General features: G+C 63.7%; 12 protein-coding genes and 4 pseudogenes. 13 read left to right on the top strand and 3 right to left on the bottom strand.

The window, feature by feature from the left end; all coding sequences use genetic code 11:
• Positions 1-840, bottom strand: a complete 840-nt coding sequence (locus tag ACY5J6_RS12775; protein ID WP_462846744.1) for a metal ABC transporter substrate-binding protein — start codon at positions 838-840, stop codon at positions 1-3.
• Between the two features lie 342 nt (positions 841-1182).
• Between ACY5J6_RS12775 and ACY5J6_RS12770 the strand changes: the two genes are divergently transcribed.
• The 13 genes and pseudogenes from ACY5J6_RS12770 to ACY5J6_RS12710 all read left to right on the top strand — a co-directional run bounded on the left by ACY5J6_RS12770 (position 1183) and on the right by ACY5J6_RS12710 (position 14039).
• On the top strand, positions 1183-1365 hold the full coding sequence (locus ACY5J6_RS12770) for a hypothetical protein (protein WP_462846743.1): 183 nt from the start codon (positions 1183-1185) through the stop codon (positions 1363-1365).
• A gap of 26 nt (positions 1366-1391) precedes the next feature.
• Positions 1392-1610: a DUF433 domain-containing protein gene (locus ACY5J6_RS12765; RefSeq protein WP_462846742.1), complete on the top strand. Its 219-nt coding sequence runs from the start codon at positions 1392-1394 to the stop codon at positions 1608-1610.
• 8 nt (positions 1611-1618) lie between these two features.
• Positions 1619-1972, top strand: a complete 354-nt coding sequence (locus ACY5J6_RS12760) for a DUF5615 family PIN-like protein (RefSeq protein ID WP_462846741.1) — start codon at positions 1619-1621, stop codon at positions 1970-1972.
• Positions 1973-2482: 510 nt separating this feature from the next.
• Positions 2483-2752 carry a sensor histidine kinase gene (locus tag ACY5J6_RS12755; protein WP_462846740.1) on the top strand — a complete coding sequence of 90 codons (270 nt, stop codon included), beginning with the start codon at positions 2483-2485 and terminating at the stop codon, positions 2750-2752.
• Positions 2753-2896: 144 nt separating this feature from the next.
• Positions 2897-3487 (top strand): annotated as a pseudogene (locus ACY5J6_RS12750) (TolC family protein); the annotation flags it as partial.
• Positions 3488-3556: 69 nt separating this feature from the next.
• The gene (locus tag ACY5J6_RS12745) at positions 3557-4219 is read left to right on the top strand and encodes a TolC family protein (RefSeq protein WP_462846774.1); all 663 of its coding nucleotides are present in this window, start codon (positions 3557-3559) and stop codon (positions 4217-4219) included.
• Positions 4216-5259, top strand: coding sequence for a TolC family protein (locus ACY5J6_RS12740; RefSeq protein WP_462846739.1), 1044 nt, complete (start codon positions 4216-4218; stop codon positions 5257-5259). Before ACY5J6_RS12745 ends, ACY5J6_RS12740 begins: the two co-directional genes overlap by 4 nt.
• A 375-nt stretch (positions 5260-5634) precedes the next feature.
• The gene (locus ACY5J6_RS12735; RefSeq protein ID WP_462846773.1) at positions 5635-6639 is read left to right on the top strand and encodes an efflux RND transporter periplasmic adaptor subunit; all 1005 of its coding nucleotides are present in this window, start codon (positions 5635-5637) and stop codon (positions 6637-6639) included.
• A gap of 6 nt (positions 6640-6645) precedes the next feature.
• Positions 6646-9948, top strand: a complete 3303-nt coding sequence (locus ACY5J6_RS12730; protein WP_462846738.1) for an efflux RND transporter permease subunit — start codon at positions 6646-6648, stop codon at positions 9946-9948.
• A gap of 130 nt (positions 9949-10078) precedes the next feature.
• Positions 10079-10465 (top strand): annotated as a pseudogene (locus ACY5J6_RS12725) (IS701 family transposase); the annotation flags it as partial.
• A 64-nt stretch (positions 10466-10529) separates the two neighbouring features.
• Positions 10530-11646 (top strand): annotated as a pseudogene (locus ACY5J6_RS12720) (ISAs1 family transposase).
• A 68-nt stretch (positions 11647-11714) separates the two neighbouring features.
• Positions 11715-12741, top strand: a pseudogene (locus tag ACY5J6_RS12715) (IS256 family transposase); the annotation flags it as partial.
• A 126-nt stretch (positions 12742-12867) separates the two neighbouring features.
• Positions 12868-14039 (top strand): IS3 family transposase gene (locus tag ACY5J6_RS12710; RefSeq protein WP_462845468.1). Its coding sequence is split into 2 segments (ribosomal slippage): positions 12868-13123 and positions 13123-14039, totalling 1173 coding nucleotides; the frame shifts between segments, so codons are not numbered across the junction.
• Here ACY5J6_RS12710 and ACY5J6_RS12705 read toward each other — a convergent pair.
• Both ACY5J6_RS12705 and ACY5J6_RS12700 read right to left on the bottom strand, forming a co-directional pair.
• Positions 14031-14531, bottom strand: a complete 501-nt coding sequence (locus tag ACY5J6_RS12705; protein ID WP_462846737.1) for a hypothetical protein — start codon at positions 14529-14531, stop codon at positions 14031-14033. The two genes, ACY5J6_RS12710 and ACY5J6_RS12705, sit on opposite strands and share 9 nt — an antisense overlap.
• Positions 14528-15781: a hypothetical protein gene (locus tag ACY5J6_RS12700; protein WP_462846736.1), complete on the bottom strand. Its 1254-nt coding sequence runs from the start codon at positions 15779-15781 to the stop codon at positions 14528-14530. The genes ACY5J6_RS12705 and ACY5J6_RS12700 overlap by 4 nt, the downstream gene beginning before the upstream one ends.
• Positions 15782-15783: the final 2 nt, after the last annotated feature.

The raw sequence follows: 15783 nt of genomic DNA, 5'->3' as shown, positions 1-15783 counted from the left end.
TCAGCGGAGGCTCTGGGCGAAGGCCTCCGCCACCCCGCGAAGGAGGGTGGGGTAGTCCTTGGCGCCTTCCCCCAGGACATCCACCAGCACGGGCTCCAACCCCAGGTTCCGGGCCACGGCCACGCCCTGCTCCTTGGCGGCCAGGGGGATCAGGAGGTGCCGTACCCCCGCTTCCTTGGCCACCTTCTGGGCCTCGGCCACGGCCTTGGCGCTTATGTCCGGCGAGTCCGGGTTGGGGACGATGTTGTAGAGAACCTTCACCCCGTACCGGGCGGCGAAGTAGCGCAGGGGGTTGCGGAAGGTGATGACCCCTGGCCCCTTCCGGGCCTGAAGCAACCCGGCCACCTCTCGGTCCAGCCGCACGAGCTCCGCCTCGAGGCGGGCGGCCCTAGCGCGGTAGACCGCTCCCCCCGCAGGGTCAACCCGGGACAAGGCCTCCACCAAGGAGGGAAGAGCCTTGGCCATGAGGAGAGGGTCCAGCCATAAATGGGGGTCCGGCCCAGTGGGGGTCTTTATGAGGCCGTCTCCCAGGGCCTCGGCCAGCACCACCACCGGGGTCTTCAGGCTGTTGGGCCGGACCACCTTCTCCAGGATCCAGTCGTCCAGCTTGGCCCCGTTGTCCACCACCAGGCGGGCCCTGGCCACGGCCTGCACCTGGGAGGGGGAGGGGTCAAAGACGTGGGGATTGGTGGAAGGGGGCACCAGAAGGCCCACCTCCATCCTGTCCCCCACCAGGGAGCGCAGGAAGAGGGCGTGGGGCTGGATGGTGGCCACCGCTGTGGGCTTTTGCCCCAAGGCAAGTCCCAAAGCCAATAGAAGCGCGGGAAGTCTTCTCCACATGTTTCACCTCCGCCCTTTACCCCGTGGGGGTATAGGGCGGTCCCATGGTAGGGCATATGAAAATAGAATGTCAATATCACAAGACTTGAGCTCTCATTGGCGGGGTGCACGAAGACCTTCAAAAGACGGCCCCCCGTGTCCGTCAGGATCTGCCGAGGCAAATTAGCCCTTGCGGTCTGACCCATCACTAGAGCGCTGGGTGAACCATACCTCCCTTCTCGCTCCCGGTCCTGCCGGGCCAGGGCTTGGACAGCTCTCTCCCAAAGGCCTTCCTTCTGCCACTTGCGGAAGCAGCGGTAGACGGTGGACCAGGGGGGCAGGTCAGGAACCTAAGCCTGCGGCGTGACGAGGCATGGCCCTCCACTTGACGCCATTCTCCAGGACGTAACGTGCTTCCCCGTCCTGGCCCTGCGGGATGGGGTGAAGGTGGCCGAGGTCCCCCTGGAGGAGATGGGGGAGGCCTTCCTGGGGCTCCTGGCCGTCCACCGCTTCCTGGAAGGTTTGGGGCCAACCTCAGAACCCTGAAGCTTTGTTTCGGCTAGAATGGTCCTGTGGGCTGGCGCGAGCGCATCACCTTTGACCCCCAGGTCATGGGGGGGAGGCCTTGCATCCGGGGGATGCGGATCACGGTGGGGACGATCCTCACCCTGCTCCGCCACCAGACCCCGGAGGAGATCCTCCTCGATTATCCCTACCTGGAACGGGAGGACATTGACGCGGCCCTGGAGTACGCGGCCCGCCTCGCCGACGAGCGGGAGGTGGCCGTCTGAAGCTTCTGGTGGACGTGAACCTCACGCCCAGGTGGGTGGCCTTCCTCCGCGAGGGAAGTTTGGAGGCAGTTCACTGGTCCGCCCTCGGCCCCCTCACAGCCCCGGATGAAGCGCTCCTCAAGGTTGCGGCTGAAGCAGGGTATGTGCTGCTAACCCACGACCAGGACATGGGCACCCTCTTGGCTCTGGGCCGAGAAGACCGTCCCAGCGTGGTCCTCCTGCGCACGGGGGACCTTCGCCCCGAAGCGGTGGGGCCCCGCCTTCTGAGGGTCCTGCAAAGCTTGGCGGAGGACCTCGAGGCCGGGGCCTTGGTGGTGGTGGAGGACCATCGGGTGCGGGTGCGGCGGTTACCCCTGGAGTAGGGCCGTGGGGCCATGGCGCCCTTGTCCCGCATGCCCTACGCCTCAGGACAACGCCCTGTCTTTCCGGCAGTCCCCTTCTGGACGAGATCCTTGTAGACCCACATTCCGCACCCCTCCTCCCCCGGCGTTTGGCGCAGGAAGCCTTTCCCCCCAGGACCAGGGCGGCCAGGAGGCCAAGGAGGATGGAGAGGGACACGGTGAGAAGGGTGTAGAGGAGGGTTACCCGGAGGGCGTTCAGGTTCTCCGGGGCGAGAAGGCTGGAAAGGGCCGAAAGGCCCTCCACGGCTACCCGGAGGGCGGGGAGGTAAGTGAAGGCCAGGAGGAAAAGGGCCGTGGGAAGGAGAAAGGGCCAGGCTCGCACGCTTACGGTGTACTATCCTTTTATGCTAATTCCTTGATCCTTATGCTAATTCCTTGATCCAGCTCCCGGAGCTGGGCTTCCGCAAGATAGCTTCGCTGACGCTCGGGGGTCAGGTGGATGCGAAGGGGGGCGGGCATGTAGATAGCTTAATGCTTGGACACTTAAGGCTTAGGTCTGAGGGAGAGGGGGTGGTGCTGGAGGTGAAGGACGAGGGGCCCGGGATGCCAGAGGCGGTCCTGAGGGAGGCGGGGAGGCCCTTTTTTAGGGCCTCGGCAAAGCCCGGGGAGGGGCTTGGCCTCTCCGTGGCCCAGAGGGTGGCCGAGGCCCACGACGGAAGGCTGGAGCTCTTTTCGGGAAAACCCCAGGGGCTTGTGGCCTGCCTCCGCTTGTCTAACCCCCGCTTAACCGAGGAGGACTAACTTGAGGGCCAGGAGGTGAAAGCTTCTTGCGCGTCCTTAGAGGTCGACTTCAACATGGAAGAGCAAGGGAAGCACCGAACAAAACGGAGATCTGGGTCAACTCCTGGAAGGCTGGGCTGACATGCGGAGGATAAACCGAACCCTATGCGGTTGCTAGCCCTTCTCCCTTCTTTCGTCACCTTAGCTTGGGCTCAGGGCCTGGCTCTGAGGGATGCGCTTAGCCTTCTCCCCCAGAGCCCGGGATGGCATAGCCTCGATGCGCAGTACGCTCAGGCCCAGGCTAGCGCTCAGTCCACCCTTGCTGCTCTGGGAGTGAGGGTCGCCGTGAGCGGGAGCCTAAGCTATCTGGCTTTAGCTCAGCAGGCAACCTCCCAGGAAAGCTTCACGGCCAGCATTAACTTGGGCACCCTTCCCTACGGGCCCCTAAGGGAAGCGGCCCGTCAAGCCACCATGGCTCTGGAGCGGGCTGCGCTCACCCGGATCGCTGGGGAGATAGATCTAGTGTTTAACTTCTTGAACCAATACTGGAATGCCTACTTGGCAGCGCAGAGCCTGGCATTAGCCCAAAAGGGCTTGTTCTTGGCGCAGGAAGAGTATAGGGTGGCCAAAGCCAAGCAGGCTCAGAGGGCCCTTTCTGAAGAAGGGCTACGCCAGGCGGAGGCAAGCTTAAAGCAAGCCGAGGCCGCCCTGGCCCAAGCCCAGGCCCAGGAGGTCGCCGCACGGTCTGCGTTGTACGCTACTTTGGGGCAGCCCCCAGGACCACCTCCCATTACCCCTGCCCCCGATCCGCCGTCTCCTCCCAGCTTGGACGAGACCCTCAAAGCGCTGAACGCCCGTCCCGATGTGCAGCGAGCCCAAAATGCGCTTGAAGACGCTAAGGCAGCTCTTGCCTATGCGGAGGAAGCCCGGCTACTGCCCCAGGGAAGTCTAGGGGTGAGCTACGGGCAGGTCAGCACTAGCCAGCCCGGTTCCAGCGTGGCCCTCAGCCTAAACCTAGGCACAGGCCAGATCGGAGCCTCCCTGGCCTACGTCCCCAACGCCACCGGGCCCGAGGGCTGGAGAGCGAGTCTAAGCGTTACCGTACCCCTTCTTGCCCCCGACCTTGATGCCCAGATAGCCTCGGCCCGGGCTAGTCTTCGTGCTCAGCAGGCTGCTCTCGAGTCGACTCTAGCCTCGGCCCAAGCAGACCTGCGCGCTCGCCACGCGGCGTACCTTGCCGCCCTCGAGCAGCTCGCTGCAGCTCGAAGTGGGTTGGCTGCTGCCGAGCAGGTGTTGGGCGATACCAGGAAGCGACTCGCGGTAGGGCTCGCTACTGCCCTAGACCTGGCCCAAGCGGAGCAAACGAGGCAACAAGCGGCTTATTTCCTGGAAAGTGCACGCACGAATGCCTACTTAGCCTACTTGGCCCTTAAACGCACCATGGGGAGCCTCACCCTAGAGGCTTATGTCAAGGAGGTGGCCCAGTGAAGAACAACTGGACAACCCTTCGGTGGTTTTTCTGGCTCGTCGTCCCCCAGGTTGTCTTTGCCCAACAGGGCCTTACCCTACAGCAAGCTCTGGATACCGCCCTGCAACAGGGCCCGACCCTTCAAGAAGCACGGGTCAGCCTTCAAAATGCGGAACTCCAGCTCAGGGCCAAAGAAGAGGATCCGAACACCCTGATCTTGGACCTAACCCGGGCCCGACAGGGGTACGCCCTGGCCCAGGTCAACCTAACCTACGCTCGGCTCCAGGTTCTCCAAGGAGTGCTGAACGCTTACCTCGCCCTGTTTGAGAATCAACAAAACGTGGAGGTTCTTCAAGCACAGGTGGTCCTGGCAGAACGCAACCTCCAGGTGTCCAAGGCTCGGCAGGCGGTAGGCAACGCCACTTCCTTAGACGTAGCCCGGGCCCAGGCCAGCTTGGACAGTGCCCGCCAGAACCTGGCCACCGCCCGAGGGCAAACGCCGGTGCTGGCCGCCCAGCTCGCCACCCAGCTGGGCCTCTCCGATCTGGGCCCTGCTCCTTTGTCGCCTCCTCCGGAACCGCCCCCCGTTGCGGTCGCCTTGGAAGACTTGGAGAAAGAACTCTATGACCGACTCCCCCAAGTACTCCAGCTGACCCAAGCGGTGACCTACGACGAGCTTCTCGTCAAGCTTTCCGACAACGATTACACGCCCGCTTTAACGCTCAAGACAGCGCAGCTCTCCTTAGAGAATGACCGCAAAGCTCTGGATCTTGCGCAAAAGAACGCCCTCACCAGCTTACTTAATGCCTATCACGCGGCCCGAGCAGCTTTTGGAGCCATCTCCTTGGCCCAGGAAGGGATGGAGAACGCTAAAAAGATCCTAGTGCAGGACCAAGCAGCCTTCAAGGCCGGCACTGTATCTGCCCTGCAGGTGGAAACGGACCGAGTATCGGTTCTAACCGCTACTTACGCCCTCTGGCAGGCAAAGGACACCTATTGGCGTGCTCTGGCAGCTCTTTCTCTAGCGGCTGGTCGGGACCTCACTGGCCTCCTGAGGTGAGCCATGGCCCGACGCATTTCCCTAGCCCTTCTTATGCTGATCAGCCTCGTCCTGGGATTCTGGGCTGGACGAAGCAGCGGTTCAGAGGCTGGGCTTGGTAACCAAGGAGCCGGTCCCGAGTCATCCGGGCCAAGCACCTCTCCCCGCACCACACCCAGGCCCAGCGGGACAGGGGGACGCCCGAGCTTTTTGGGGGTGAGAATCCAGGTTCAGGTAGCCACGGTCAAGGAAGGGTCCCTGCAGGCCACCCGCGAGGTCGGGGGAACGGTCGTTCCTTACCTTCAGGTGAACGTGCCTGCTCTCGTGGGAGGGGTGGTAGCCCGTGTCCTAAAGAACCCGGGGGCTCGGGTAGGCCAGGGGGAAGCTGTGGTGGAGATGGATACGGCGAACTTGCAGCTGGCCGTAGCCAACGCGAGGGCTGCCGTGGAGAACGCCCAGATCAACCTGGCCACTCAGACCCGGGCGGTCCAGGAAGCCCGGAGCCGCCTCGAGGCTCAGCTCCGTCAGGCCCAAGCCGCCTATGAAGCGGCTCGGAGGGCCTACACCGCCGCCCAACGCGTCCATGAGCTCGGGGGCCTTTCCGATGTGGAGTTGGCCCAAGCTCAGGCCAACTTGGCTCAAGCCCAGGCCAACCTGGAGGCGGCGAAGATCGCCCTTGCGCAGAACGAGCGGGCCAATGAAGAAACCCTGGCAGCCCTTAGGGTCGCCGTAACCCAGGCCCAGAACCAGCTCACCCAAGCGCTACTCAACCTGAGAAACGCCACGATCCGCGCCCCCTTCCCCGGGGAAATCCTGGAGGTAGCTGCCGCCCCCGGCGGATACCTGGGGGCGGGGGCCACAGTCTTTACCTTGGTCCAAGGTCGGCGCGTCCAGTTTAGCGTGCCCCCCGAGGAGGCAGCTCGCCTGCCGCTGGGCAGCCCGGTGGAGCTGCTAGTTGGAGGGCTAAGCCTCAACGCCCGGGTAGACCAGAACCCGGGCGGACCGGTCGGGGGCAGCCAGGTCACCCTCACCGCCCGCCTGTCCCAAAACGCTCCTCTGGCATTGGGGGCAGTAGGAACCGTACGGTACACGGTGACCCTGGCCAAGGGAGCGCTGGTTCCGGTGACCGCCCTAGCCTCGGATGGAGCTGTGGTCTACGTCTACGCTGTGGAACAAGGTTTGGCTCGCAAGAAGGCCGTGCAGGTGCTCGCCCAGGCAGGAGACGAGGTGGCGGTGACCGGTCTCGCCCCGGGGATGCAGGTGGTGCTCAACCCACCGCCTGGACTTCTGGACGGAAACCCGGTGGTGACCGGAGGCCCTCGGCAAGGAAGGGAAGCGGGTCCCATACCAGGCACGGTTCCCAGGCGTCCCTCCGGCCCAGGTAGGGGCCCGGGGAGGTGAGGCATCGTGCGTGTGAACCCTCTAGTACGCTTCTCCGTTGCCCGCTACATACTTTCCATCGGGATTTTTGGGGCCGTGGTGGTCTTTGGCTTCATGGCTACCCGCACCCTTGGGGTAGACCTCCTGCCCAGCATCAACCTGCCCGTGGTAGCGGTCAGTGTTCAGTACCCCGGGGCTTCCCCCGCCACTGTGGACCAGCAAGTTACCCAGGTCCTGGAGAACGCCATCAGCCGACTTGCTGGGGTGAGCCAAATTAGCTCCACGAGTAGCCAGGGATCCAGCCAGGTGGTGGTTACCTTCGGGCCAGATATCGATCGGGTAAGCGCCATCAACCAGGTGGCAGCCCAGGTCTCGGCAGCGGCCCGGCTCCTCCCCTCTGGAGCCAGCCCACCCTCGGTGCAAAGCTTCGACCCCAACGCACAGCCGGTGCTAGAGTTCGGCCTCTCCGCCCCGGGAAGGGACTTATCGCAGGTCTATGACTATGCCCAGAACGTTCTGGTTCCCATATTGCAGCAGGTCCCAGGTGTGGCTAACGTGTCCCTCACCGGAGGACCTCAGCGTGGGGTCTGGGTTTACCTGGACCCAGCACGGCTTGCCTACTATCGCCTCACCCCTAATCAGGTAGCCCAGGCCCTGGCGGCGGAAGTGGTGCAGAGCCCCATTGGTGCCATCACCCGCACAGGTACCACCCTGAGCCTCACCACGGAGAGTCTGCCCCATAGCCCTGAAGAGGTGGGTCAGCTCCTGGTGGACCCCGCCCGAGGTATACGTGCGAGGGACCTTGGCCGTGTCCAAGTGGGAACGGAAGCCCAGGTCTACGCCCGGGTCAACGGTTATCCTGTGGTTTTGGTGTCCGTGCAACAGGCCTCCGGCAGCAACGCCGTAGCGGTGGTAGACGGCGTTAAGGCTGCCCTCCGGCGGGCTCAGCTTCCTGAGGGTTACCAGATCCTTTTCGCCAACGACACTACCCTTCCCATACGCGCTTCGGTGGAGCGAACCTACCGGGAACTCTTCCTTACGGCTGCCGTGGTTGCGGTGGTGGTTCTACTTTTCCTTGGGCGGCTGAACACCGCACTCACCGTGATCCTAGCGATTCCTATCTCCCTTTCGGCAGCTCCCATCCTCTATAAGCTCTTGGGCTTCAGCTTCAACCTGGTCTCCCTCTTGGCCCTGATCGTGGCCATAGGTATTGTGGTGGATGACTCCATCGTGGTGGCGGAGAACGTGGAGCGGCACCGCGCCCAGGGGTTAGACCGGGTACGGGCGGTCCTGGTGGGGGCCAGCGAGGTTTTTTCCGCAGTGGCAGCAGCGAGCCTCTCGCTGCTTTCCGTGCTCATCCCGGTCAGCTTCGTGGGCGGGTTCGCCGGTCGCTATGTGGAGCAGTTCGCCCTGGGGCTGGCGGCGGCGGTAGCCATGTCCTGGCTTGAAGCTCTCCTATTCCTCACCGTCCGCATGGCCTACACCCCGGATGCTGAACCCCTTACCTGGACAGGAGCCTGGCGTCGGCTCCTGGCCTTTCGTGAGGACCTCCGCTACGGCCTCAAGGCCTGGCGGCAAGGTGGGTGGCTTTTGCTGCTCCTCGGTCTCCTGATCGTCGTGCTTCACACTCGGCCTGCCCTCCTTCCCCTGCTCCTTTTCTATCCCTTCGCTATAGGTCTAGGCCGCTACCTGGTGGGGAGCCTACTGGGGATCCTCGAGGCCCTGACCACTACCCTCTACATATCCGCAGAGGCCCTTTTGGATCGAATCCGTGAAGCCTACGCCCACTCCCTAAAAGGGGTCTTATCTAAATCATCCTGGGTCGCAGGGGGAAGCCTTATCGCCTTTGTGGGTATTGTATTCTTTGTGGTTCCCCGGATCTCCTTCAGCTTTGTTCCCCAGAGCGACTCCGGATACCTAAGGGCCCGGCTTAACCTACCTGCCCAGACTTCCTTAGAACTGGCCAACCAGTTGGCGGAACGTGTGGAAGGGTACTTCCTGCTCCGGCACGAGGTGACCACAGTGGAGACCAGGGTCTCCCAGGGAGGGGCTAGCTTTGTGATCGGCCTCAAGCCTTTCAGGGAGCGCCCTAGCCTCTTTGCGCTCCTGCCCGAGTTCCAGCAGGGCATACGCGCCCTCCTTCAGGACCAGCCCTCCGCTCGCTTCGTTATCTTCGGGGCTGGTAGTGGAGGTGGCGGGAGCTTCCAAGGCACTAATCTGAACCTCAACTTAGCCTCGGCCAGCCAAGCTCTCCTCCGAGATCGCATGGAACGGGCTGTTGCCGTGCTCACCCAGGATCCTGAGGTTCTTGGCGTGGTACCGGAGAGTGCTACAACCGGCTTCCAGCTCACCTTCTACCCTGATTCCGCCAAGCTCCAAGGGAGGGGCCTCACTTCCGCACAGGTCGCACAGGCTCTGCAGATAGCTGCCCAAGGTAGCCAGGCGGGACAGGCGGAGCTTGCGGGACTCACTTACCCCATCAGGGTGCAACTAGATCCCATCTATTTAACCGATACCCAGGCACTCCTTTCCTTACCGTTGCCGACATCCAATGGTCCTGTCACGGTGAGCCAGCTCGGAGCCTTGCGTCCCGTTCAGGCACCTGTAGCCATCCAACGCCAAAATCGCCTCTACGTAGCCCAGCTCACCGTCAGCCCTTCTCCCACTGCACCCCCGGCCGCCGTCCTGGAGGCCCGGTTCGCCCAGGAACTTCGGGAGGCGGGGGTGCTAGACGGGCAAGTGGCCCTCACGGAGGCCTCCACCTTTGGTCCCGCTGCCCTCGCCCGCCAGCTTCAAGACCAAGGGCCCTTTGTCTTCCTCCTAGCTTTCTTTATGGCCTACCTCATCATGGCCGCCCAATTTAACTCTTTCCGCTACCCCCTCTACCTCCTCCTTCCCGTGCCCTTCGCGATTGCTGGGGCATTGCTCTTCGCGCTCCTAACCGGGGGAAGCCTGGACATCTTCGGGGTCCTTGGATTTCTCCTTCTTATCGGCCTTTCCGCCAAGAACGCCATCCTTTACTTGGATTTCGTTATGCAGCGACTCGGAAGTATGCCGTTAGTTGACGCCCTGGTGGAGTCGGCTCAGCTTCGCTTCCGACCCATCGTAATGACTACCCTGACGGTTTTTGTCATCAGCATACCCCTTCTCCTGGGCCGGGGAGCGGGAGCAGAGTTCGGCCAGAACCTGGGCATAGTCATGTTCGGCGGCATCTTCTTGTCCGCACTCCTCACCTTCTACGTTGTACCTACGGCTTTCTATCTTTTCGAACGCAACCGTCCCCTAGCCGCGCCTCCAGCCGCCTTGCGGGAGACTCAGAGGCCGTCATAAAAGGGAGACATCCTTCTGGACTTACGCGGTGCTGAAGATCCCCGATAAAATGGGCCCCAAGATGTTTCCCTACGGGAGAGCAGCCGGTGACTACGGAGGCCCGATGAAGTTGCTTCCCCGCGAGGGAATCCACGACACCCTCTACCGCGCCCTGAACCAACCCCTGGTACTCTTCTTTGAGCTCTCCCTGGAGCTCTGCAAGGCCATGGGTTGACTGAACTGCGGCTACCTCATCCTGGAGGGCGTCCCCATCCAGCGCTACCCCTCGGGGAAGCTGGGCCTCAAGATAGCCTCGCTGACCAAGAAGACCCGGGACACCGCCACGGGAGCCTGGGTCTTCGGGCTTTTCCGGGTGGTCTTGGCCTGCACGGATGGGGAACGGCGCCTCCCCCTGGCCTTCCTGCCCTACTTCGGGGAAGAGGAGAGCAAGCTGGACCTGGCCCTGGCCCCGCTGGAGTGGGCCAAGGAGGCGGGCTTTCGTCCCGAGGGGGTGCTCTTTGACGCCCGGTACGCGGCGCTGCTGGCGCACTGGGCTTTGGGCAGACTTGACCTATATACGGCCCCTGGGGTAAAGAAGACGCATGACCCTACGCGAAGCCCTGTCCCAGATCCCCGACCCCCGGGCCCGCAACCGGCGGTACCCCCTGTGGGGCCTCCTGGCCCTCATCCTGGTGGCTTTCCACAAGGTGTTTCCCTGACGGGAAAGCAGTTCCGCGTGGACTCCCTGAGGGGCGTGGAACGCTTCGCCCGCGCCAACCCTCACCTCTTGCCCCACCTCGGCCTGCGCAAGCCCCCGGGCCACACCATCCTCACCCTTCTCCTGCACCGCCTGGACCCCCATAAGCTCCAGGAAGCCCTGCTCAAGGTCTTTCCCGAAGTGGAGCTGGGGGAGGTCCTGGTGGTGGACGGGAAGCACCTTCGGGGAAGCGGCAAGGGGAAAAGCCCCCAGGTCAGGCTGGTGGAGGTCCTGGCCCTGGGTCTGCGGACCACCCTGGCCCAGGCCCAGGCGGAGGGGAGGGAGGACGGAGCCCTCTTGGAGCTCCTGGACCGCCTTGGGGCGGAGGGGCTCAAGGGGAAGGTGGTGGTGGGGGACGCGGGGTACCTGTACCCGGAGGTGGCGGGGAAGGTGGTGCAAAAAGGGGGGCCTACCTTTTCCTTTTGAAGGCCAACCAGGGGGAACTGCTGGAGTGGGCTCTGGAGGTGTTCAAGGGGATGGAGGAGAGGCGGCTTCCCGGGGAGACCGAGGCGGTGTGGAATCTGGCGCGGGACGGGGAGGTGTGGACCTACCGGGTCTGGGCCTCCCCCCACTTGCCGGAAGAGGTACGCGCCTTTCCCGCGTGCCGGCAGGTGGTGCGGCTGGAGCGGGAGGTGGTGCACAAGGGGACGGGGGAGGTGCGGCGCGCGGTGAGCTACGCCCTCACCAGCCTGGGGCCGGAGGTGGCGGAGGCGAGGCGGCTTGGGGAGCTTCTCCTTTCCCGGTGGGAGGTGGAGAACCGGTCCTTTTGGGTGCGGGACGTTCTCTTCCGTGAAGACGCCTGCCAGGTGCGGGGGGTGGGGGCGCGGGTCTTGGCGGTCCTCCGGGCCTTTCTGGTCTCCCTCTTCCACCGCCGAGGGGTCAGGGAGAAGAAGGCGGCCATGGAGGCCTTCTCCTTCCATCCCCTCTCCGCCCTCAAGTTCCTGGGGCTCTATGCAGTATAGCGGTCAAGTCTGGGCTTTGGGGCTGGTGGCCTACGGGCGGTCGTGTAAGGATTTATGTGTAAGAGTCCGTGTTTAATAGGGGGGCACACCTTGGAACGAGGAGGTGCCCCGTGGACCAGGATACCTTGCGAATCGTGCTGAGGGAAGCGGTGCGGGAGACGGTGGCCGAGGTTTTGCAGACGGTTCTGGAGCTGGACCGGACGGCCTTCTTGCAGGTGCACGGAGGCCGCAGGAACGGCTACTACCCCCGCAAGCTGGAGACCGCCTTCGGCCAGGTGGACCTGAAGGTCCCTAGGGATCGGGAATCTCGGTATTACCCGGCTTTCCTTAAGCCCTACGCCCGCCGCCTGGTGGACGTGGGGGGTCAGCCGAAGGCTACGTTCCAGTGGCCGTGGCCCTCAAGGTAGCCCCTTCGGGGCTGACTTACGCCGCCGGGGTCAGCCAGCGCAAGGCGGCCGGTCAGCCGAAGGCTACGTTCGTCTATTGAGCCTGCTCTTAGGCCACCGCTACTCCCACGAGACCTTAAGCGCTCTGACCGACCAAGTCCTGGAGGCGGCAGGAGCCTTCCGCACCCGGCTTTTGCCCGAGGAGATGGCCTTCGTCTACCTGGACGGGCTTTCCCTAAAGGTCTTCAGGGAAGGAGAAGGGATCGTGCGGGGTCACGCGCAAGCGTATCTTGAATGCGTGTATGTGGCCCTGGGGATCACCCCTGATGGGCAGAGGCGGGTCCTGGGGTTCTGGCTGTTGCCCACGGAGAGCGCCCTGGGATGGGAGGGGGTACTGGGGGAGCTTTGGCAACGGGGTCTGCGGCGGGTGTTGCTCCTCATCACCGACGGGTTGCCCGGGCTTCCCGCTGCTTCGCCGTCAGGCGAACACCGAAAGGCTATCCGCAAGGTCTACCCTCAGGCGGAGTGGCAGCGGTGCGTGGTGCACGGGGTGCGGTGGAGCCTGTCCCAGGTGCGGGCGCGGGACCGGGGCCTGCTGGCGGAGGACCTGAGGCGGGTGTACGGGGCGGAGGGCCGGGAAGAAGCTCTTGGGGCCTTGGAGGAGGTGAAGGCCGCCTGGGGTTCGCGGTACCCGGGGGTGGTGGGGCTGTAGGTACAGGATTCGGGGGCCTTCCTGCGGTTCTACGGGTACCCCAAGGTGCTTTGTGAAGTGCTGCCCCAAATTTGGACCACCCCAAGAGAGAGGCTAAGGGGTGTAGTCTGAAGGGGTAGCAAGATGCGCAAGTGGTCGGCAAAGGAAAAGGCAAAGATCGTCTTGGAAATCCTGTCCGGTCAAAGGACCGTGGCCGAAGCCTGCCGGGCTTATGGGGTGGCGGAGTCCCTCCTTTACCGCTGGCAACGAGAAGACAAGATAGCTTCGCTGACCATGGAGAACGCCCACGCCGCCTTCACCTCCGGCTGCGCGGAGCAGGAGGCCCGTATCCGCGAGCTGGAGCGCCTGGCGGGCCAGCTGGCCCTGGAGGTGGAGGTCCTAAAAAAAGCCTCGGGGCTCTACCGGCAAAGGAAAGGCGGGAGCTGGTGAAGGCCCTCAAGGTACGGGCTACGCCCGTGACCAAGGGAGCCTACCCCCTCCGCCTGCTTTCCCGGGTCCTCGGGGTGCCCCGGAGCACCCTCTACTACCGGCCCCAGGACCCCCCTCCCGAGGAGAGGGCCCTCCGGGAACGCCTGCGGGCCCTGGCGGAGGCCTGGCCCCGGTACGGCTACCGGCGCCTCACCGCCCTCCTGCGGGGGGAAGGTTTCCAGGTGGGAAAGAAGCGGGTGTGCTCCCTGATGCGGGAGGAGGGTCTGCTTCTTGCTCGGAAGCCTCCCCCTCCCAGGACCACCTCCCCAGGGGGCCTTCTCCCGGAAGGGGTGAAGAACCTCCTGCCGGGACTCGCGGTGACCCGCCCGCACCAGGTGTGGGTGGCGGACCTGAGCTACGTGGTCCTGGGGGAGGGGGTGGCCTACCTGGCGGTGGTGATGGACCTCCACACCCGGAAGGTGCTGGGGGTGGCCCTGGGGCCCAGGCTTTCCCAGGGGCTGACCCTGGGAGCGCTGGAGATGGCCTTGAGGGAGGGGTGTCCGGAGGTGCACCATTCGGACCGGGGGGTGCAGTACACCTCCAGGGCGTATGTGGAGCGGCTTTTGGGGCTAGGGGTGCGGCTCAGTTACGCGGGGACGGGGAGGCCTTGGGAGAACGGGCACGCGGAGCGGTTGATCCGGACGATCAAAGAGGAGTGGGTGGCGTTACGGGAGTATAGGACCTTGCAAGAGGCACGGACCTCGGTGGAGCGGTTTGTCTTCCAGGTGTACAACCGTAAGCGTCCTCACTCGGCCTTGGATTACATGACGCCCGAGGCCTTTTCGGAGAGCCTGTTGAAAGGGGGTGGGAGTCCTGACTTAAACTGACGGGTAAGGTGGTCCAAATTTAGGGCCGCAGTACAAGCGGCCCCTCCGGGTGGCCCGGGAGAGGTCCTGGCTCCAGGGCACCACGTGGACCGGGGGGGCCTCCTTTTCCTCGTCCGCCCGGTAGAGGATCTCGTACTTCCTGCCCCCCGCCTCGGCGTGTCCCCGGTAGTCCAGGTGGTAGCCCAAGAGAGAGAGGAAGGGCTTCACCCACCGCTCCCGGGTCACCTCCCCCTCGGCCTCGGTGCCCAGGGCCCGCTCCAGCCTCGCCCGGAAGAGGGCGTAGAGGGCCTTGGCCTCGCGGTAGGCCTCGGCGATCTCCTCCAGAAGGGAGCGCCCCTTGGGAAGACCGAAGTCCCCCGGGGTCTGGAAGGGCACGGCCCCCTTCTCCAGAAGGGCCAGGAACTCGGGGCCGAAGAGGCCGCCCTCGAGGCGGAGGGCGTTTTCCCTCTCTCTTGTCCTCGAAGCCTTTGGTTCGGCGACCATTTCGATCACGGCTCCTTCTCCAGCTTCCAAAACCACCAAAACAGTCTCAAGTACAGGCTACTTTCCATTTCCTCCTTCATCCCCAGGATTTCCGGGATTTTCTCGGGACGGCTGTTCAATAACTCCTGAATGCGTGCGAGGTATTTTCTCCTGAGCTTCTTTCTGTACCGCTCCCGCCGCTTTTCTAGCTCTTCCTCGATCTCCACGAAGGCGGGATCTTCGCGAAGGGCTTTGACCGCCTCTTCGGGCTTGAGGTCCGGGTGCTTCTGACGGAAGGCCTCGATGAGATCCCATCGGCGGCTCAGCAAGTCCTGAGCCTTTTGATCCTCTTCCAGGAAGCCGTAGAGAATCTTTTTCTTGTCTGCGAAGGGAATGACGTAAAGGGTCATAGCGAGTTCGGCCTCCGCCAGCGATGTGCCCAGATGAGCGGCGAAGAGGTCTACCTGCTTGGTCCAAGACTCGGTGAGCTCTTCTTCATCGAGGATCTCGTACAGGTATTCAAGGCGCCAAAACATCCACATCAAGGCATGGGACCAAATCAGTCCCTCCAGGGGCTGGTAGTCCACCATGCGCTCTACGAGCTCCGAGGCAACTACATGGGCTTCTTCCTCGTCTGGCTCCGCTTTTTGAAGGAGGGAGATTATGCCCCCTTCTCTCAAAGAGCGGTACAACCAGTCTAGAATCGACAGGACCCACGAGGGTTGGCGGATTCCGGGAGTGACGGGCCAAGAGGGAAAACCCTGGCCGTCTCCCGGATAGCCGAGCCTGGCCTCGAGGGCCTTCCTGAAAACCTCAAGGGCTTGGGCCGGGCTTGGCTTCTCCGCCAGGCCCGCCTCGCCTTCGACCGGGGGAGGGCTTGAAAACCGCGCCAAGACCCGCTTCTCCAGCTCCAAGAGGGTCCCCGCTTCTTCTTTTCTGTTTAGCAGGCCCATGAGCTGAGCGGCGCTGAGAAGGACCTGGCGCGCCCACTCCTCCCGGTCCCGCCAGGGGTCGTGGTGGGCCCAGGCGTTCCTCGCGTCCTTGAGGGTGAAGAGGAGAGTCCTCACGCGCCTGAGGGTAGGCTCGTCCAAGCCGTGCTTTTTCGCCAAGGCCGGGGCGAACTTTTCCTCCCAGTTGCTGAGGGCCCACTTGAAGAGGTAGTAGGGGTCCTTTAGGTTCAGGTTCGGCGGCGGAGACCCCGAAGCCTCCAGCACCAGCTCCCGAACGGGTCGCGCCACCAACCGAAGGGCCTCGTCGACGTACCTGCCGTAGTCCCGCATCC

The sequence above is a fragment of the Thermus sp. H19.2 genome (assembly GCF_054979525.1).
Note: the sequence above shows the minus strand (reverse complement) of the source record. Positions and strands in the feature narration are given on the sequence as shown.

Excerpts from the sequence above, each read along its gene's own strand:
- ACY5J6_RS12755 (WP_462846740.1), top strand. The coding sequence starts at position 2,483 with ATGCTTGGACACTTAAGGCTTAGGTCTGAGGGAGAGGGGGTGGTGCTG.
- ACY5J6_RS12700 (WP_462846736.1), bottom strand. The coding sequence starts at position 15,781 with ATGCGGGACTACGGCAGGTACGTCGACGAGGCCCTTCGGTTGGTGGCG.
- ACY5J6_RS12775 (WP_462846744.1), bottom strand. The coding sequence starts at position 840 with ATGTGGAGAAGACTTCCCGCGCTTCTATTGGCTTTGGGACTTGCCTTG.
- ACY5J6_RS12735 (WP_462846773.1), top strand. The coding sequence starts at position 5,635 with ATGGATACGGCGAACTTGCAGCTGGCCGTAGCCAACGCGAGGGCTGCC.